At 65.8% G+C, this 19,995-nt stretch carries 12 protein-coding genes; 2 read left to right on the top strand and 10 right to left on the bottom strand.

Annotated features, from left to right (window positions below; genetic code table 11):
* Window positions 1-57: 57 nt before the first annotated feature.
* Together ACZ1JS_RS13250 and ACZ1JS_RS13245 are read left to right on the top strand one after the other, a co-directional pair.
* A complete protein-coding gene (locus tag ACZ1JS_RS13250) occupies window positions 58-2,862 on the top strand; it encodes a TonB-dependent receptor (protein WP_465166465.1) in 2,805 nt (934 codons plus the stop codon).
* A 131-nt stretch (window positions 2,863-2,993) separates the two neighbouring features.
* On the top strand, window positions 2,994-4,619 hold the full coding sequence (locus tag ACZ1JS_RS13245) for a glycoside hydrolase family 32 protein (RefSeq protein WP_465166464.1): 1,626 nt from the start codon (window positions 2,994-2,996) through the stop codon (window positions 4,617-4,619).
* A 279-nt stretch (window positions 4,620-4,898) separates the two neighbouring features.
* On the opposite strand, the gene ACZ1JS_RS13240 is transcribed toward ACZ1JS_RS13245, so the two are convergent.
* From ACZ1JS_RS13240 to ACZ1JS_RS13195, 10 genes are all read right to left on the bottom strand, one after another.
* Entirely contained in the window at window positions 4,899-6,212 is a 1,314-nt protein-coding gene (locus tag ACZ1JS_RS13240; protein WP_465166463.1) for an alpha/beta hydrolase family protein, read from the bottom strand.
* A 23-nt stretch (window positions 6,213-6,235) separates the two neighbouring features.
* Complete coding sequence (locus ACZ1JS_RS13235; protein ID WP_465166462.1) at window positions 6,236-8,548, bottom strand: TonB-dependent receptor domain-containing protein; 2,313 nt, start codon at window positions 8,546-8,548, stop codon at window positions 6,236-6,238.
* 207 nt (window positions 8,549-8,755) lie between these two features.
* Window positions 8,756-11,137, bottom strand: a complete 2,382-nt coding sequence (locus tag ACZ1JS_RS13230; protein ID WP_465166461.1) for a glycoside hydrolase family 31 protein — start codon at window positions 11,135-11,137, stop codon at window positions 8,756-8,758.
* Complete coding sequence (locus tag ACZ1JS_RS13225; protein ID WP_465166460.1) at window positions 11,134-12,387, bottom strand: MFS transporter; 1,254 nt, start codon at window positions 12,385-12,387, stop codon at window positions 11,134-11,136. Before ACZ1JS_RS13225 ends, ACZ1JS_RS13230 begins: the two co-directional genes overlap by 4 nt.
* Before the next feature lie 36 nt (window positions 12,388-12,423).
* Window positions 12,424-13,206, bottom strand: a complete 783-nt coding sequence (locus tag ACZ1JS_RS13220) for a DeoR/GlpR family DNA-binding transcription regulator (RefSeq protein WP_465166459.1) — start codon at window positions 13,204-13,206, stop codon at window positions 12,424-12,426.
* Entirely contained in the window at window positions 13,203-14,729 is a 1,527-nt protein-coding gene (locus ACZ1JS_RS13215; RefSeq protein WP_465166458.1) for a glycerol-3-phosphate dehydrogenase, read from the bottom strand. Before ACZ1JS_RS13215 ends, ACZ1JS_RS13220 begins: the two co-directional genes overlap by 4 nt.
* A gap of 354 nt (window positions 14,730-15,083) precedes the next feature.
* A complete protein-coding gene (locus ACZ1JS_RS13210) occupies window positions 15,084-16,118 on the bottom strand; it encodes a class 1 fructose-bisphosphatase (RefSeq protein ID WP_465166457.1) in 1,035 nt (344 codons plus the stop codon).
* A gap of 69 nt (window positions 16,119-16,187) precedes the next feature.
* Entirely contained in the window at window positions 16,188-16,919 is a 732-nt protein-coding gene (gene tpiA / locus ACZ1JS_RS13205) for a triose-phosphate isomerase (RefSeq protein ID WP_465166456.1), read from the bottom strand.
* Window positions 16,916-18,400 carry a glycerol kinase GlpK gene (glpK, locus tag ACZ1JS_RS13200; RefSeq protein WP_465166455.1) on the bottom strand — a complete coding sequence of 495 codons (1,485 nt, stop codon included), beginning with the start codon at window positions 18,398-18,400 and terminating at the stop codon, window positions 16,916-16,918. The genes tpiA and glpK overlap by 4 nt, the downstream gene beginning before the upstream one ends.
* Before the next feature lie 360 nt (window positions 18,401-18,760).
* Entirely contained in the window at window positions 18,761-19,894 is a 1,134-nt protein-coding gene (locus ACZ1JS_RS13195) for an ROK family transcriptional regulator (protein ID WP_465166454.1), read from the bottom strand.
* Window positions 19,895-19,995 lie beyond the last annotated feature (101 nt).

Below are 19,995 nucleotides of genomic sequence, written 5' to 3'. Positions count from 1 at the left end.
CCGGCCGAAGCACGACGACCATTACCGATAAAAAATAACGGGAATCTGGGAGGATTTATGCCGAAGACCTTGCTCGCCCTTTTGACATCCAGTGCGCTGATCCCGCTGGCCGCGATCCCTGCCGCCGCGCAGGACAGCACGGCGCAGGCGGAGGCGGAGGCCGCGCCCGAAAATGACGGCGGTGCCGATATCATCGTCACCGGATACCGCGCGGCGCTGGGATCGGCGCAGGAGATCAAGCGCAATTCGTCCTCGATCGTCGATGCGATCGTGTCGAACGATATCGGCAAGCTGCCCGACAACAATGCCGCCGAAGCGATCGCGCGCGTCACCGGCGTTACCGTGCAGCGCTATAATGACGAAGCCGGCGTGATCCTGGTGCGCGGCCTGCCCGACGTAGCCACCACCTTCAACGGTCGCGAATTCTTCTCGGCCGAAGACCGGGTGCTGCACCTGCAGGACTTTCCGGCGGGCGTCGCGGCGGGGATCGAAGTCTATAAGTCGGGCACGTCCGACCTGATCGAACCGGGGCTGGCCGGCCTCGTCAATTTGCGCTCGCGCCGGCCGTTCGACGTCAAGGATACCGAGATCGCGGGCGAGTTGCGTGCATCGTACAACGATCAGGCCAAGGCGTTCGACCCGGCGGGCAATTTGCTGCTGACCAAGCGCTGGGATACGCCGATCGGTGAGATCGGCGCGCTGATCAACGTCAGCTATGTCCGCACCACCTATCGCAACGCCGATCGCTATGCCGATTCCGCCGTCATCTCAGCCCGCGGGTTCGGGGCGAACGATCCCGCCGACGACCTGACGGTCACGACGCCCGGCGTCGGCAATGATTTCCGCTTTCCCGCCAATGCCGGCAATTTCTATGAAAAGGGCGTACGCCATCGCCCGGCAGTGAACGGCACGATCCAGTGGCGCCCGACCCCGAACCTCGAACTCTTCGCGGAGGGGCTGTGGCAGGCCTATCGTGGCGAGGTGCTGCGCGACGCGTTCAACGTCAATTTCGAACGCCGCGACGCGAACGGCGTCGCCCCGACGCTCAGCAACGTCGTGTTGGTGGAGGGTGAGCCGGACAAGGCCGCGAGCTTCACCAAGACCGGCGGCTATGTCCCCGAATTCTATCGCTCGACCCAGAATGACCGCACCGATACGTGGCAGGCGGCGACCGGTTTCAAATGGACCACCGGCCGCGCCATCCTGTCGGGCGACTTCGCCTATACCAACAGCAAGTATCAGGCGTCGGAATACAGCCTCGACGCGCAGCTCGCGTCCGCGCCGACGATCAACGTCGACTGGGACGTGCGTGGATCGGCGGTGTTCGACCTGGGCGGCTATGCCATTGACGACCCCGCCAACACCCGCTGGCGCGGCTATTACCAGCGCGATTTCGTAACCAAGGGCGATGGGATACAGGGTCGGGTCGACCTCGACCTCGAAACCGACTGGACCTGGCTGCCGCGCCTGCAATTCGGATTCCGCGCGAGCGACCGCAACGCATCGTCGCAGAACAACAACCGCTATGCCTATACCGCCGGGCTGAACATCGCGCTCGACAGCCTGCCGAGCGGTGCGCTCGGCCTCATCACCGACGGGTTCCGTGGCGATCCGCAGCGGTTCCAGAACTGGCTGGCGCCCAGTCGCGAAGGAATACGCGACAATGGCGAGGCGCTGCGGCTGCTGGCGTTGCAGTCGGTGCAGCGCGCGACGGTGCTGTTCCCTTGGGATAACGGCATCCGCGAGGCGGTGACGAAGTTCGCGACGGCGGAGATCCCGTTCGATCCGCTGGGGGGCTTCACCGCCAGCGAGGCGAGCTATGCGACCTATGGCCAGGGCAAGTTCGACGTGGATGTCGGCGGGGTGCGGATCGACGGCACGGTCGGCGCACGCATCGTCAACACCGACGGCACCTATCGCGGGTTCAGCCGGGTGCAGGCCGCCGACGGCACGGTCGGCATCGTGCCGAGCACCACCCGGCAGAATTATGTCGATGTGCTGCCGTCGGCCATCGCCCGGGTCCGCTTCTCGAACGAATGGCAGATGCGGCTGGGCTATACCCAGACGCGGACCCGGCCGGGCTTCGGACAGCTTAACCCGTCGATCAACATCACCCGCAACAGCGTGGGACCGGACGGCACGCCGCCGGTATTCGATGCGACCGGCTTCGGCGGCAATCCCGACCTGCGTCCGCTGACGTCCAAGAATTACGACGCATCGCTCGAATGGTATTTCTCGAAGAACGGATCGGCTTCGGTCGCCGCCTTCTATCGCGATCTCAACGGCTTCATCGGCTATTATACGCAGGTGGTGAACGATCCCGTCTATGGCCGGGTGCAACTTAACCGACCGGAGAATGCCGGCGATGGCCGGATCAAGGGCGTCGAAGCGTCGCTGCAGACCTTCTTCGACTTCCTGCCTGGTGCCCTGTCGGGGTTCGGCGTGCAGGGCAATGTCACCTATCTCGACGGTACCAACCAGTTGCCGCAGGTGCTGGGCGAGGGGGATCGTCAGGTCGAAATCACCGGCCTGTCGAAATGGGCGTACAATCTGACCGGCTTCTACGAAAAGGCCGGCATCTCGGCCCGGCTGTCGTACAACTGGCGGTCGCGTCACGTCACCAGCTACAATCGCAACATCAACGAAGAACAATATGCCGGCGAATTGGTGCAGCCGATCTCCCGCCTCGACTTTTCGGCCAGCTATGACGCGTTCAGGAATATTTCGCTGGTCGCCAATGTGAGCAATATCCTGGCGCAGCCGTTCAAAAATTACCGCTTCTACAACGAAACCCAATCGTTCGGCCGCGACCTGCGGATCGAAGGGCGGTATTTCAGCCTCGGCGTTCGCTTCAAGATGTAATCCGCGTGCGGCGGCGTACCCGACCGCGCCGCCGCCCTTCCTGCCGAAACCATCCCGCGCGAACCGCCGGCACAGGCGACGCGCAAGCCATGCCGCGCGGCCATCCGCCGCGCGCGGAGAGGATTTTTGCCATGAATTCGATCGTTTCACGACGTCAGACGCTCGGCCTGATCGCGACCCTGCCCCTCCTGCCGGGCTGCGGGCAATCGGGGGACGGGGGCGGGGGACGCGTCGCCGTCGCCGGTCCGGCACCGACCCCTACGCCCAGCCCGACGCCGACGCCGACAGCGACGACCGTCAGCGGACGGCCCCGCTATCACATCGCCGCGCCCGATGGCGGGTGGATCAACGATCCGCAGCGACCGGTCCGCATCGGCGACGGCTGGACGATGTGGGCGCTCTACAATCCCACCTGGCCGAATGGCGGCACCGAATGGCGGCGCTGGACCTCGACCGACCTCGTCACATGGACCGATCGCGGCGTGTCGATCCCCCGGCACACCACGTCATTCGGCGATGTGTGGAGCGGTAGCGCGGTGATCGACACGAACAACACCGCCGGCTTTGGCGCCGGGACGCTGATCGCGCTGGCGACGATGCCCGCCGACAACGCCGCCGGACAGAACCAGTCGACGGCCTTGTGGTATTCGCGCGACAATGGGGCAAGTTTTGCCTTTCACGCGATCGTCCACCCCAACTTCCCCGGCAACAAGCCGTTCCGCGATCCGACCGTGTTCTGGCACGCGCCCACGGCGCGCTGGGTGATGACCTTGTCCGAGGAGGGCAAGATCGGTTTCTATACTTCTCCCGATTTGAAACAGTGGAGCTATGCCAGCGGCTTCCCGTCGACGCTGGTGGGCGGCGTGATGGAATGTTCGCACCTGTTCCCGCTGCATCTGTACGAAGCGGACGGGACGACGAGCGTCGACAAATGGGTGTTGCTGGTCGGTGGCGACGGAACGGGCAGCGGCTTTACCGGCGGCACCTATTACTGGGTCGGCAGCTTCGACGGGACCAGCTTCACCGCCGACAGCGCGGCCGGCCAATGGCTCGACGGCGGGGCCGATTATTATGCCGCGGTGGTGTGGCAGGACGCAATGGCGGCCGATCCGTTGGCCGGGGCATGGACGATCGGTTGGATGAACAACTGGGCCTATGCCAATCTGCTGCCCGCGTCCGCCGGCTATCGCGGGCAGTTAAGCGTGGTTCGACAACTCCGCCTGCAACGCACTGGCGGGGGCTCGCCACGCCTGCGCATGACGCCGATCGCGGCGCAGAACCGCGTCTTCCAGACGGCGGTGGTCGGCACGGATCAGACGATCACCGACGGCAGCGACTATGTCTGGCCCGCTGGTGCCGAAGTCGTCGCCGGGCGGATCGACCTGACGCTGTCGCGCGTCGGTGCCGACTGGCCGGGCGGGGCATGGCTGTCGGTGCGTGGCGGCGACGGCTATTTCACGCAGATCGGTTTTGAACTGCGCGACAACCGGATTTTCGTGAAGCGCGACACCAGCGGCCCCAATGCGCCCGACCACGCCGCATGGCGCCAGAACCGCAGCGTTGCATGCGATGCAACTGGTGGCAGGGTGACGGTCAGCATCTTCCTCGATACCGCCTCGATCGAAGTGTTCGTCAACGATGGTGAGGGCGTGCTGTCCGAACTTTTCACGGCACCATCGAATGCGGCAAGGTTGAACCTGAACGCAAGCGGTGGTTCGCTGCGTGTATCGGAGGCCCGCATATTGCAGGCCAATTGAGATCAGTGCTTCCGCGCGCGGAAGGCGGGTTTGGGGGCTTCGGCCAACATGGCCTGCGGCACCTCGCCGCTATCCAGCCATCGACGCCAACTTGCACCATCGTCATCCGATCGAAATCGAAACAGCGTTCGATTGCCCCAATAACTGGATCCTGCTGGGCCCGAACGATTTCGCACAGGATCATGCGCTGTAGATGAGACCCGTGACGAAGATGAGCCTGACGATCAAGGCCACCGTTTCCAGCGGAGCCCTTGTTCGAAAGGTGTCGGGACTGAACACCTATCGCGGCATCTGGCCGTGTGCCTCGAACAGCAGGCCGGCGCGTCGGCTCGGCTGGAACCCCTTCCAGATGGTCGAGACCGGTGGCCCCGGACTATACCCCGCATAGCGACCTACAGGACTGTTCGGCCAGCTTCCGGCGCTGGAATCCGGCACCAGTCCGTCGAGATAGCCGGCCCGCGTGGCATCGCCTTTCACATAGCGGTCCAGAAACGCCGTGATGAAATGTGTCTGCACCGCCAGCAACCGGTCCTTGCGCCAGACCGCGTCCTCGAACCAGTCCAGATCCCAGAAGCTGCGCCGCATCTCCGCCGGTGCGCCGACCAGCGCGATGCTGTGCCCGGCATCGCGGAAGGTCAGCAGGTAGCGGCGTGTCGCGCTCACTCGTTCGAACAAGGTGCGTACGCCGGGATCATAGCCGACGACGCGGTCCTGGCTGCCGACGATGAACAGGGTCGGCGCCGTGATCGATGCCAAGCCGTTCTCGGCCCATAGCACCCGGTCGCGCAAGTTGCTGGGCGGAGCGATCGCTACCACCGCCTTCAACCCGTCGACGCGCAGCGCTGTCCGCTGCACGCCATCCGCGACATAGGGAGTGAGTACCCCGCGTGTGGCGGTCCCGAGCGATGGGCTTAGCCGCCCGCCCGCCGCCGCGAGTGCGCCATAGCCACCCATTGAATAGCCGATCAGCGCGGTCGCGCCCGGATCGGCCGCCGCCAGCGGTCCTTCGCCGGCGCGGGCGCGCCGCTGCGCCTCCGCTGCGACGAAAACAATATCGAGCGGGCGACGCGCCAGCGGCCCGGCCTGCGCCTCGGGCGTGCGGATGGTGATCGACGGATCGGCAAAGGCCGGCGCGACCACGACATAGCCCTTGCTGGCCAGATTCTCCCCCAGCCACGACAATATCTCGGGCGTGTTGCTATAGCCGTGCGCCAGGATCACCAGCGGAAATCGCCCGCGCGCCGGCGCGGATCGAGGCGTGGCAAGACCCGGCACGGAGAAAGCGACCGGCCGGCCGTCCTCCCCGGGCAGGGCGGTGCGGTAGGTCGTGCCGCCCCCGGCACCCGCCGCCGCCGGATACCAGATCTTCACCGCAAGCCGTCGATCGGCCGGCTTTGGATCGGAACCGTCGGCGAGCGGATAGAGTTGATCGCGCTGGACGAAGACCATATCGGCGACCCCGATCGGATAGCGTCCCAGTGCCGCGAGTTCGGGCGCATCGACGCCGGGGCGTGCCGGGGCGTCCGGCTCTGCCGCCCCGATCAGCGCCAGCGCCATGCCGAGGCCAGCCACCGCCCTGCTCCAGCGCGCCATGGTCCCGCTCCCGGCCGCCGCGATCAGAAGTTCACGCCGGCACGGATACCGGCATAGCGGCGGAAGTCGCGCGGCAGGACCGCCTGCGTCGCGATATTGCCGCCGAAATTGCCGGCGGTGTTGACCAGCGACCCGTAATATTGCTGGTCGAACAGGTTGTTGACGAACGCCACGACCTCCCAGCGGCGATCTTCGTCGCGCACGCCCAGCCCGATATTGACGATGTGGAAGGCAGGCTGGAACGTCTCGGGGTCGCGCGGCTGGAAATACAGGCTGCTCTGATATTGCCAGTTGAACTGGGCGATACCGCGCAGGTCCGCAGTAAGCGCGGGTGAATAATCGCCGCCCAAATTGAACTTCCATTCCGGTGCCTGGATCACGCGGGTGCCGGTCAGGTTCTGGCGGGTCGGCGATCCGGTGCACCCCTGCGCCGCGGTCTGCAGCGGATAGCATTGGGCGACGTCGAAGCTGGTATAGCGCGCATCGAGATAGGTGACCGCGCCGTTCAGGCTGACATCCTCGCCCAGCCGCAACGAACTCTCGACCTCGACGCCCTTGGTGTTCAGCCGCCCGACATTGGTCAGCCGGTAATTGGAGGTGCCATCGGCCAGCGTCTCGATCGTCTGTGCCTGCAGGTTGCGATAATTGGTGTCGAACAGCGTCGCGTTCAGCGTCAGGCGGCGGTTAAACCATTGGCTGCGGATGCCCAGTTCCTTGTCGCGCGACCGTTCCGGACGGACCGGTCCTGCCGATGCGCGGTTCAGGTTGAACCCGGTCGTCAGGTCGTAGGTCTGCCCCTTATATCCCGTCGCATAGGTCAGGAAGCCGTTGATGTCGGGCGTGAAATCATAGCGCGCGCTGAGGCGGTAGGTCGCCGCCGTGTCGCTGGCATTGCCGGCATAGCGGGTGCGCGCCAGATTGTCGGCAAAGGTATAGGACACGCGTTCGTTCTGCACGCGCGCCCCGCCGGTCAGCGTCAGCGCGTCGATTACCGACCAGTCGGCCTGGACGAAGCCCGCGACCTGCCGCGAGCGTGCCGTGGCATACCAATTGGCCAGCGAGAAGGATGGCCCACGGAAGAAGGGCCGTTCGAACTTCACGCCCGCGACATAGGCGCCGATGGTGTAGCGGAACGGCTGTTCGCTCGGCGATTGCAGGCGGACTTCCTCGGTCACCTGTTCGGACTTGAACTGGCCGACCTGGATATTGCTTCCTTGCGCGACCGTCGCCGCCGTATCGTCATGGTCGAGATAGTCGTACAGGTGGAACCGGTCATAGGAGCTGATCGTGACGAGGTTCATGTCGCCCAGCGCGAACTCGCCGCGGATATAGCCGCCGCCGCCCTGATATTTGGTCCGCGAGTCGTAATTGTTGGCGATGTCCTGATTGTCCGGGCCGACAGTCACCCCGGGCAGCACCACGTCCGGCGTCTGGCCGGCAATCCCGCGCAGCCGCGCATTCTGGCCGAAGCGGAGGAACGGACGCCCGACATCGCTGTTGCCGTTGATGTAATTGGCCGCGACGGTCAGCGAGGCGTCGCTGGTCGGTTCCCAACGCAGCTTGCCGCGCAGGTTCAGCGTTTCGCGGCCATTGACCTCCTTGTCATTGACCACGTTGCGGACATTGCCGTCCCAATAGTTATAGGCGGCCGACACGACATAGCCCAGATTGTCGCCCGCCGGACCGGACACGCTGAAATTCAGCCCGCGCTCCTCATCGGTGGTGAGCAACGCATTGCCGCGCACGCGCAGCGTATTGGTCGGGTTGCGGGTGATCAGGTTGATCAGGCCCGCCGAGGCCGACTTGCCGTACAGCGTGCTTTGCGGCCCACGCAGCACCTCGATCCGCTCGACATCGGGAAGATCGGTGAAGGCGCGCGCCTGAAACGCCAGCGGCACTTCGTCGACCATCACCGCCACGCTCGATTCCACGCCGATGCCGAAGGCGAAGGTGCCGACGCCGCGCAGCGAGATGTTCGAATTCTGCGGCTGTTCGGCCGGGCGGACGACCAGCGACGGGGCGATCTTGCCGATATCGGCAAAGTTGCGCACGCCCGCACTGGCCAGTTGTGCAGGTGCAATCACCGATACGGCAAGCGGCACCTTCTGCACATTCTCGGCGCGCTTGTTGGCGGTGACGATGATTTCGCCGGCATCGTCGGGACTGGGGGCGACTTCGCTGGTCGGGCCGTTCGGCGCGCTCTGCTGATCGGCGGTCAGCGCACCGGGCGGCGTCTGCGCCGCGACCTGATCCGCGTCCTGCGCCAGTGCCGGCTGTACAGCGACCGTTGCCGCGACGATCAGCGCCGCGTGGCATACCGAATGCATGAGCTTCATCGAACCCTCCCCAATGCAATTTTGGTTTCGGCGACTCTCTACGGCCACCCGATCCACTCATCTTCCATATTGGTCAGGCCATATCAAGTATGTTTATCATAGATGGACTGACAAATAAGTATTGTCACTATGCAAATACTTGGGACGCACGAATACGATCGGCCGATCCATGCCGAACACTGGGTAGAACTTGCGGGATTGTTGCGGTTATCGCATCAGTCGCATGCCCCGTCGCCCGGCGATCTCGACCGCTTCGCCACCCTCGACCAGCATTTCGCGGTGGTCGCCCGGCGCCAGCAAGAGGGTGATGGCGCGTCCGGTCGGTGCGCCATCGCACGCGACCTGCAACCGCACCGACGCGGCATCGGCGGTGCCGGTCACCGACCAGCGCCACGGCGCGCCATGCCCGTCGCCTGCATCCTCCCACGCATCGGCGGCGAATGCGCCCGTTTCCGGTGGGAACAGCCACATGCCGAGTTGCATCGCGCCCGGACGCCAACCGCCCGTCGCCAGATCGACCAGCATTGCCGATCCTGCCCGCGTCAGCAGCGGCGGCGGTCCGTCGAGCGGTGCCGCCAGTCGTGCGGTAATGCCGCCTGCGAAGCGCCGGCCCGTCCAGACATCGATCCAGTCGGCACCGACCGGCAGCCGCACGTCGCGCTCGGTCACGCCCGGCTCCACGATCAGCGGCACCAGCAGGTCGGGCCCCAGCAGATGGTCGTCGCTCTCGGCCCATGCCGCCGGATCGTTCGGGAAATTCAGCCAGAGCGGACGCACCATCGGCGCATAGTCGCGATGATAGCGCAGCAGCAGGTCGTACAGGAACGGCACCAGCGTCTGCCGCAACGCCAGCAACCGGCGGATCGCGGGCGTTGCCTCCGGATGCATCCACGGTTCGTTGACGGTGCGGTCGTCGTTCCAGCTATGGATCGAGAAGCGCGGCATCAGCACACCCGCCTGGACCCAGCGCACCAGCAGTTCGGGCGACGGTGCCGGTCCCGAAAAGCCGCCGACATCGTCACCGCTGTTCGACACCCCCGACAGGGCAAGGCCGATCGCCTGCCGCGCATTGTAGCGGATCGTCTTCCATTCGGTGCGGTTGTCGCCGCTCCATGTCTGGGCATAGCGTTGCAGCCCGGCCATGCCCGAGCGGGTGACGACATAGGGCCGCTCGTCGGGCCGTGCCTCGACCTGCGCGCGGCGCGACGCGCGGGTCATCAGCAGCGGCAGCACCGGGCGCATCGCCGCCGCCGGAACGGCCTTGCCGAACCCGGCGAACCGGGCGCGCGCGTCCCACAGCTCATATTCGTTGTTGTCGTTCCACGTCGCGACCATGCCCTGGTCGAGCAGCGCATCGCGCACCTGTGCGCGCCACCAGTCGGCAGCGGCGGGGTTGGTGAAGTCGATATAGCTGCCGACCTCGTCCCAGAACTGCGCCTCGACCGGTTGCCCATCGGCATCGTTGACGAACAGGCCGGCGGCGGCGACCTCGTCATAGTGCGGATGGCTGCGCAGCAGGGCGGGCTTGATATTGGGGACCAGCCGGACGCCGGCATCGGCATAGCTGGCGACGAAGCCGGCCGGATCGGGGAACTTGTCGCGGTTCCAGTGGAACACGTACCGTTTGTCGCCGATCGACGTATAGCCCGATGACAGATGGAAGGACGTGCAGCCGAGATCATGTTCGGCCAGCTTGTCGAGGAATACGCCCATCTGCGCCGCGGCGTCGGGCGCGTCGGTATAGGTCATGGTCGACCCCGAATAGCCGAGCGACCAGCGCGGCATCAGCGCCGGGCGACCGGTCAGCCAGGTAAAGCGACGCGTCACCGCAAGCGGATCGGGGCCGGCGATCATCCACAGGTCGATATCGCCATGGCTGGCGACGACATGGCGGTAGAGACCGTGATAATTGTCGAGCTCGCGGCCCAGATCGACGGTGATATCGGCGCTGCTGTCATAGAAGCTGCCATGACACCGCCCCTCGCCATCGGCGACGAGCAGATAGGGGATCGACTTGTAAAGCGGGTCGCTCGTCTCCGCATCGAAGCCCATCGGGTCGACATTGGTCAGCCGGAACGACCGCCCCGCCCGGTCGCAATCGCCGGTCCGGTCGCCCAGGCCGTAGAAGCGCTCGCCCGGCCGCCGCGCGACATAATGATGCGCGCGTCCGTCCCACCAGCCAAAGTCATAGGCTTGCGTCGGTCGGTCGGTCGCCATCAGACACCAGTCGTCGCCGTCGCGCTGCTCCCAGGTGCAATGCAGGCCGTGGCGACGGATGGTGATGCGCAGCCGCTGCGTCGTGACGGTGATCGTGTCGTCGGCTTCGGAAACCATGGCCTCGGGACAGGTGAAACCCGCCACGTCCATCCGGTCGCGACCCGGCTCGGCGATATCGGTTGCGCCCGGCGCGATCGCCCAGCTTGGCGGGCTGGTGACGGTCCCGTCGGCCAGCAGCAGCAACCGCGCGATATCCTCCTCCAGCACGAAGAGATGCGCGACCGCGCCGGTATCGGCGGTCAGCGTCAGCCGGCCCCGCGCCCGTTCGGTCAGCGCAAAGCGCGGCGGGTTCGAAAGCGTGGCGCGTCTCATCGGGATTCCTTGGGCCGGGAGAGGATGGGCAGGCAGGCGATCAGCACGACCGCGCCGATCACGTCGAACAGCGACAGCGCGGCGAACAGCGGGGCATAGCCGGTGACGTCGGCGAGCTGCCCGATCAGCAGCGAGAAGAGCAGCCCGCCGGTCCACCCCGCCTGCCCGATAAAGCCGTTGGCGGTGCCGATCTCCTGCGGCGTGAAGACGTCGGCCGACAGCGTATTGATCAGCACCGAGATCATCTGATGCGCAAAGCCGCCGATGCTGAACAGCGCGATCGCGAGATACGGGCTACCGGCCAGGCCGATAAAGCCCGGCGCGATCATCAGCGCGGCACCGATCGCGACGCCGGTCACCCGCGACGGGATCAGCGACAGGTCGAACCGGTTCATCAAGAGCGGCGAAAGATAGCCGCCGAACACCCCGCCAAGGTCGGCAGCGAGGAAGGGCAGCCATGCGAACAGCGCGATCTGTTTCAGGTCCATGCCGCGTTCGGTTGCGAGATAGAGCGGGATCCAGAAGCTGAACGTCTGCCACGCCGGTTCGGCGAGGAAGCGCGGCACGGCCAGCGCCCAGAAGCGCCCGCTCTTTACGATCTGCCGCGCGCTTGACGGGGGAACGGCGGCCGGACGATCGGCGGCGATCAGCGCCGCTTCGTCGGGAGTGATCGCCGGGTGCATCGCCGGGCTGCGGTAAAAGGCATACCATGCCGCCGCCCACAACAGCCCGACCGCGCCGGTGACGACGAACGCCATCCGCCAGTCGGCCCAGAGCGACACGGCCACCACCACCGGCGGCGCGATCAGCGCGCCGAGCGAGGTGCCGGCATTGAACCACCCGACCGCGACCGAACGCTGGCGGGCCGGGAACCACTCGGCGATCGCCTTGATCCCCGATGGCACCGCCGCCGACTCCGCGAGGCCCAGCAACCCGCGGAACAGCGCGAGGCCGAGCCAGCCGGCCGCGAGCGCATGGAGCATATTAGCCAGCGACCAAGCGATGCCGAACATCGCGAAACCGGCGCGCAGCCCGATCCGGTCGACGATTGCCCCCGCGATCGGCTGGCCGATAGTATAGGCGAGCTGGAACGCACCGACCACATAGCTGTATTGCTGCGTCGACATCGACAGCGTCGATTTCAGTTCGGGTGCGAGCACGCCCAGCGAATTGCGCGCGAGATAATTGGCGATGGTGCCGAGGCAGATGAGCCCGACGATCCACCAGCGCAGATTGGAAATCCGCCGCATGCTCCCCTCCCTCTCCTGGCCTGCCGGTGTTTCCGGTCAGGCGGTTTGCGTCACCTTCACCCGCGCCGCCTCGCACGCTGCCGCGATCTGCGGATCGTCGAGCGCGTCGGTCACCAGATGGTCGATCCGGTCCAGACCGGCGATACGGACCGGCGCAGGCCGGCCGAACTTGCTGCGATCGACCGCCAGGATCGTGGTGCGCGCGTGATCGATGATCCGCTGCGACACCCGCACCTCATCGATGTCGAAATCGAGCAGGCTGCCATCGCGGTCGATCGCCGAAGCGCCGATCAGCGCGTAATCGACCTTGAACCCGCCGATGAAATCCATGGCCAGCGCGCCGACGACCGCGCCGTCGCTGGGCCGCACCCGTCCGCCCGCCACTACGACCTCGATCGTCGGTCGCGCCGCCAGGATCGACACGACGTTCAGATTGTTGGTGACGACCAGCAGATGGCGATGATCGACCAGCGCACGGGCGATCGCTTCGGTGGTGGTGCCGATATTGATGAACAGGCTGGCCCCGTTCGGCACCAGCGCCGCCGCGGCCCGGCCGATCGCCGCCTTCGCCTCCGCCGCGATATGGCCGCGCGCCTCGCGGTCCAGATTGTCGACGCCCGAGGTGATGACCGCGCCGCCATGGACCCGCGACAACATCGATCGTTCGGCCAGCAGGTTCAGGTCGCGGCGGATCGTCTGCGGCGTGACGCCCAGTTCGGCGGCCAGCGCGTCGACCGCGACGCTGCCCGTCCGCCGGGCAACGGCGAGGATCGCGGCATGGCGCTGCGCCACCGCATCGGGCAGGTCGCTTGCCATCATGCCGCGCTCAACGCCGGGGCCGCCTTGGCCAGATACGCCGCCAGCCGCTCGGCGGTGCCGGTTGGGACATGCAGCCCCAGCTTGCTGCGGCGGAACAGGATATCCTCGGCATCGACCGCCCATTCGCGCGTTCGCAGATAATCGACTTCCCGCGTCGTCAGCCCGCCGCCCAGATCCTCGCCCAGCCCCGCCAGCGTAGTGGCCGACCCCAGCAGGTCGAGCGTGCAGCTGCCATAGGCGCGGACCAGCCGGCGCAGCAGGTCGCGCGGCAGCCTCGGTCGTTCGGCGACCAGCTTCGCCAGATAGGCGTCGAAATCGGCGAAATCGCCACCCGGCAGCGTCGCGCCCGCCGTCCACGCCCCACGTGCCCCCGGGCAGAAGGGTGCCAGCTTTTCGAGCGCATGTTCGGCCAGCTTGCGATAGGTCGTGATCTTGCCGCCGAAGATGCTGAGCTTCGGCGCCTTGCCGTCATCGGCATCGAGGTCGAGCACATAGTCGCGCGTCACTGCCGACGCGCTGCCGGCATTGTCGTCGTAGAGCGGGCGGATGCCGGCATAGCTCCACACGATATCGTCGACCCCGATGCTGCGCGTGAAATAGCGCGCGATGGTGTCGAGCAGATAGCGCGTCTCCTCCGCACCGATCGCGGCCTTGCCGGGCGCGCCTTCCCACGGCTCGTCGGTGGTGCCGACCAGCGTGAAATCGCGCTCATAGGGAATGGCGAAGACGATGCGGCGGTCCGGGTTCTGCAGCATCAACGCATGATCGCCGTCATATAGTTTCGGGACGATCAGGTGGCTGCCCTTGATCAACCGCACCGGCCGTTCGGCGCGGTGGTCGCCGCTACGCTCCAGCACGTCGGCGACCCACGGGCCGGCAGCGTTGACGAGGATGCGCGCCCGCACCGTCCGCTCACCCGCACCGTCCGCGATCGTCGCGGTCCAGCCATCGCCGTCGCGCGTCGCGCGCACCAGCCGGGTCCGAGTCAGAACCTGCGCTCCGCGATCGGCCGCATCGCGAGCGTTCAGTACGACCAGCCGGCTATCCTCGACCCAGCAGTCCGAATAGACGAAGCCGCGACCGGCGCGATCCTTCAGCCCGTTGCCCAGCGCCGATGCGTTCAGCCGCACCGTCTCGGTCGCAGGCAGTTTCTTGCGCCCGCCCAGATGGTCGTAGAGAAAGAGTCCCAACCGCACCATCCACGCCGGTCGCGGCGACTGGGTTTGCGGCAGGACGAAGCGCAGCGGCCAGATGATGTGCGGCGCCATCGCCCAGAGCCGCTCGCGTTCGATCAGCGCCTCGCGCACAAGACGGAACTCGCCATATTCCAAATAGCGCAGGCCGCCATGGATCAGCTTGGTCGATGCTGACGAGGTGTGGCTGGCCAGATCGTCCTGCTCGACCAGCATCACCGACAGCCCCCGGCCGGCGGCATCGCGCGCGATCCCGGCACCGTTGATGCCGCCGCCAACGACCAGCAGATCGAACTCGGGAGGTTTCGCTTCGACTCGCATAACGAACATATCTACGCGCGAACGAAAGCAATCAACCGAAAAAACGAACTTTTGCATTGTTTTTTGCTGAAGGTTCGAAAATGGAACCTGCGCGGAGATGACGGTCGGGTGCGAAGGGCAGATTTGCTCGATCGGCCGCTTAGGGCATGGAGCGGCGCAACCGCAGGCGATCGCGCAACCGTGGATGTTCGGTTCGATATGCAGGCTGCCTCCAGCCTCGACGCCACGTCATCGCTGTCCCGCAGGACGGGGGGCGGGACGTCCGTAGCTGACGCCATGTTCGGAACGCGCCTTCATCCGAACATCGTTCGGCCGTCTCGGCCCCCGACGACCCGTCAACTGTCGGGGACCTCGATCCCGCGCTTATCCGTCGTACGTCTCGGTCAACGTCCGTACTTCCTCGGCATCGCCGATCAGGACGCCTACCCGCTGGTGCAGGCCGACCGGCGCGATCGTCATGATCGACTGATAGCCATTGCTGGCCAGCCCACCGGCCTGTTCGATCAGCATCGCCATGGGATTGGCTTCATAGAGCAGCCGCAGCCGCGCCTTGCCCGCCTGCCGGTGGTCGGCGGGATAGAGGAACACGCCGCCCCGCTTCAGGATGCGGTGGATGTCCGCCACCATCGATGCGGTCCAGCGCATATTGTAATCGATGCCGAGCGGCCCTTCGCTGCCGAGGATGCGTTCCTCAATATAGCGGGCGATGGTCGGCGACCATTGGCGACGGCGCGCCATGTTGATCGCGAATTCGCGGGTGCCGGCGGGAATGCGCATCGGCCCGTCGGTCAGCCGCCACGACCCGACCTCGCGGTCGAGCGTGAATTCATACACCCCGTCGCCGACCGTCAGCACCAGCAGCGTCTGCGGTCCGTAGATCGCATAGCCTGCCGCGACCTGATCGCGGCCGGGTTGCAGGAAATCGCCCTCGGTCACGTCGCGGCCGGCGCAGTCCTCGGGCGCGCGCAGTACCGAAAAGATCGTACCGACCGACAGGTCGACGTCGACATTGCTCGACCCGTCGATCGGATCGAACAGCAGCAGATATTCGCCCTTGGGATAGCGATTGGGGATGCGGTGGATCGTCTCCATCTCTTCCGACGCCATGCCCGCCAGATGGCCGCCCCATTCATTGGCATCGAGCAGCAGTTCGTTGGCAATCACGTCCAGCTTCTTCTGGACCTCGCCCTGCACATTCTCGCTGCCCAGCGCCCCGAGCACATCGCCCAGTGCGCCCTTCGAAATCGCATGGCCGATCGTCTTGCACGCCCGCGCGACGGTTTCGATCAGCAGACGCAGTTCGGCGGGGCAGCTTTCGGCGTCGCGGCGCTGTTGTTCGATCAGGAACCGCGACAGGGTGATCGCCGCCTGCGCCGGTGGATTATCAAACGTCATCATCGGGTTCCTTCAACGACCGGACCACCGAATTCCATTCCCGGCGGCAGCTGTATTGCATGCGTATGGACACTAATCGGACACCAGCCGCCGCGCCCGTTCGAGCAAGGCGATCATCGCCCCGAACGACACCGGCGACAGGCTGGCCCCGCCGACGAGGAAGCCGTCGATGCCGCCATCGGCCAACAACGGTTCGCACGTGTCCGGCGTCGCCGAGCCGCCATAGAGGATTGGGACGTCCCCGACCTGCGCCGCGATCCGTCGCGTTATCGCGGCCACTTCGGCGGGTGTCGGCGTCGTCCCGCTGCCGATCGCCCAAACCGGTTCGTACGCGATGACCAGATTGGCCGGATCGACGCCGGCAAGCGACTGGCGCAGCTGCGCCTCGACCATGGCGTGCGCCTGTCCCTGCTGGCGCATCTCGATCGTTTCACCGACGCACAGCACCGCAAGAAGGTCTGCCGCCTGCGCCGCGCGGATCTTCGCGGCGACCAGCGCATCGTCCTCGCCTGCCGCGCGTCGCTCGCTATGGCCGGCCAGGACGAGGCGCGCACCGGCCTCCCGCAACATCGTCGCCGAAACTTCGCCGGTATGCGCTCCGGCCGCCGCGGGGTGACAATCCTGCCCGCCGATCGATAGCGTCGGAAACGCCGACGCTGCCCGGTGGATCAACGTCGCGGGGATACACAGCGCCACCGCCACCCCTGACGCCTGAGCGGCCTGTTCGGCGATCGTCGCCATGGCCGACAGCGAGCCGCCATCGCCATGCATCTTCCAGTTGCCGATCAGGATGTGGCGCTTCATCGCACCGTCCGAAGCGTCCGCTGCACGGCGTCTCGCCAGCCCGCGACCAGCGGCGCGCGCTTCGGCGCGTCCATGGCCGGTTCGAAACAAGCCTCGCGCGACCATAGCCGTTCCAGCGCATCGAGCCCCGACCACACCCCGGTCGCCAACCCGGCATGGAACGCCGCGCCGCGCGCCGTCGTCTCCAGGTCGACCGGGCGTTCGACGGGCGTGTCGATCATGCTGGCGAGGAAGCGGCACAACCAGTCATTGGCTGCCATTCCGCCGTCGATCCGCAGGATCGCAGGCCCCGTACCGGCATCGGCCTGCATCGCTTCGGCGAGATCCATCGTCTGATACGCGACCGATTCCAACGCCGCCCGCGCCAGATGCGCCGCCGTCGCATCCAGCGTCAGGCCATAGATCGCCCCGCGCGCGTCCGGCTCCCAATAGGGCGCGCCCAGCCCGACAAAGGCGGGCACCATATAGACGCCATGGCTGTCGGGCACGCGCGTCGCCATGTCGTTGGTCTCGCGGGCATGGGTGATGACGCCCAGGCCGTCGCGCAGCCACTTGATCGCCGCGCCCGCGACGAAGATCGATCCCTCCAGGGCATAGGTCGTCTTGCCCCCCAGTCGATAGGCAGGCGTCGTCAGCAACCGGTGCTGCGATGCCACCGCCTCGTCGCCCGTGTTGAGCAGCATGAAGCAGCCCGTGCCATAGGTCGATTTCGCCATGCCACGCCGGAAACAGGCCTGGCCGAACAACGCGGCCTGCTGGTCGCCCGCCATGCCGGCGATCGGGATCGCCGCTCCGAACAGGTCGGTCGTACCGAAGACGTGCGCGTTATCCTGCACGTCGGGCAGCATCGCCATCGGCACGCGCAGCAGGCGACACAATTCCGCGTCCCATTCGCCCCGATGGATGTCGAACAGCATCGTCCGGCTCGCATTCGTCACATCGGTGGCGTGGACGGTACCGCCGGTCAACCGCCACAACAGGAAGCTGTCGATCGTCCCGAACGCAAGTTCGCCGCGCTCAGCCCGCGCGCGTGCGCCTTCGACATGATCGAGCAACCACGCGAGCTTGGTCGCGGAGAAATAGGGATCGATCAGCAGACCGGTCCGCTGGCGCACCAGATCCTCCGCACCGTCCGCTTTGAGCTGTTGGCACAATGAAGTACCGCGCCGGTCCTGCCATACGATCGCGCGATGGATCGGCTCGCCGGTCGCGCGGTCCCAGACGACGACGGTCTCGCGCTGGTTGGTTATGCCGATCGCCGCGATCGCCGACGCTTCGACCCCGCTCTGCTCGATCGCCTCCTTCGCGGTCGCCACGGCATCACGCCAGATATCTTCGGGATCATGCTCGACCCATCCGAGCGCAGGATAATGTTGCGGAAACTCGGCCTGTGCGATCGCCACCCGCCGCGCCGCTCCATCGAAGACAATGCTGCGCGTCGAGGTTGTACCCTGATCGATCACCAGAATGTGCGATGGCACCGCAGCCTCCCCAATTTTCGTTTGAAGCGGTACCGATTTTCGGACGAACGTCAAGAAGTTCGTTTCGAACCGCCTTCCCAGGGTTGGGACGGGTCGATCTGATCGTCACGATCTGATCCGGGCTACGCAGGTAGACCGGAATGAGCGACCTGTTTTGGCTGACTGACGAAGTCTATGGGGCTGAGATGACCCTAACCAAACGCCTTCTTCTCCGCCGTCGCTGTCGCTGCCACCATCCTCTTCTGGCTGTGATCAACGAGTCCTGACCCTGACACTTTCATGCCGCGATGGCGCGTGATGCTCGTGCGCGACCTCGAGCACGATGCTGGGCAGCCGCGCCCGATGCCGGGAAACAACGCGTCAATTGCGTGTCATCGCGGCATGGATTGGTAGTAGCGCCGCGCCCAGCGCCGCCCCGGCACCACCCAGGGGCGAAATCTTGACGGCGTAGCGCCCGGCATCGCTCTCGTCGCGATGGTCGCCCCAGATAATTTCGCGGCGGTTCAGACGGTCGGCAAGACTGTGCATGATAGCCGCGGGCAGCGGGCTCATCAGCCGGATCGCGCCGGGTTCAAACCAAGCGATCGCCGAGTTGATCGTCGCCAGCAGCTGATCCGCCGCCCGGTCCAGCCAGCGATCGATGACCGCCTCATATCCGCCGATGACCGCACCGAAATTTGCGAGCGATTCGACCGGACAGCCCTCCTCACGCAGCGTCGCGATCAGGTCGAGGGTCGTCGGACGGGGTAGGTCGCCGGGATAGAACATCCCGATCTCCCCGGCGCTGCCCGTCTCACCGCGCATCAGCCGGCCTTCATGAATGATCCCCGCGCCGACGCCGTGTCCCAGCAGGATCACGACCGCCGTGGTGCAGCGGCCGATCAGCCCGCCCAGATAATATTCCGCCAGCGCGGCGGCGGTCGCGTCGTTCTCAATCCAGACCGGCAGCTGGAGTGCCTGTTCGAAAATGTCGCGCAACGGCGCATTTTGCCAGCCCGGCAGATTGCGGACGATGCTCCAGCGATTGCCGTCGCGCGACAAGGCAGGTCCGGGGGCGCTGAATCCGACGCCATAAAGCCGCTGCCCCAGCAGGCGATGCTCGAGCGTCAGGTCATGGATGCGTCGATCCACATGGCGCGCAAAGCCCGCCGGATCGGTCAGCTCGATCGTCTCGGACGTCAGCGCGATGACGCCGCCGGCATAGTCGACGACCGCGATCTCCAAAATCCCGGCATAGAGCGCCAGTCCGAAGGCATAGCCACCGGCTGGCGAGATGCGGAGTGGTACGGTGGGGCGGCCGCGGCCGGGCGCTGCCTCCGATGGCAGTTCTTCGATCAGGCCGTGTGCGATCAGCGCCTTGGTCAACCGGGTCGTGGCACTGTTGCTGATCTGAAGCATCGTCGCCAGCGTGGAGCGGGACTGCGCGCCCAGTGTGCGCAACTGCCACAGCAGGCGTTTCTCTTCATCCAGCAGGGCAAGCGACGGGTAGCGCATTGGCCTAACATAAATGACGCAGCTACAAACAAAACGAATTTATTTTCACAGAAATAATTAAATCCGTCACATTTGAAGGCGATCGGCGCGCTCAATCGAAC

Source organism: Sphingomonas sp. BL-S-05, assembly GCF_055521695.1.
The sequence above is the reverse complement of the archived record's forward strand: the minus strand, read 5'-3'. Positions and strand labels throughout refer to the sequence as shown.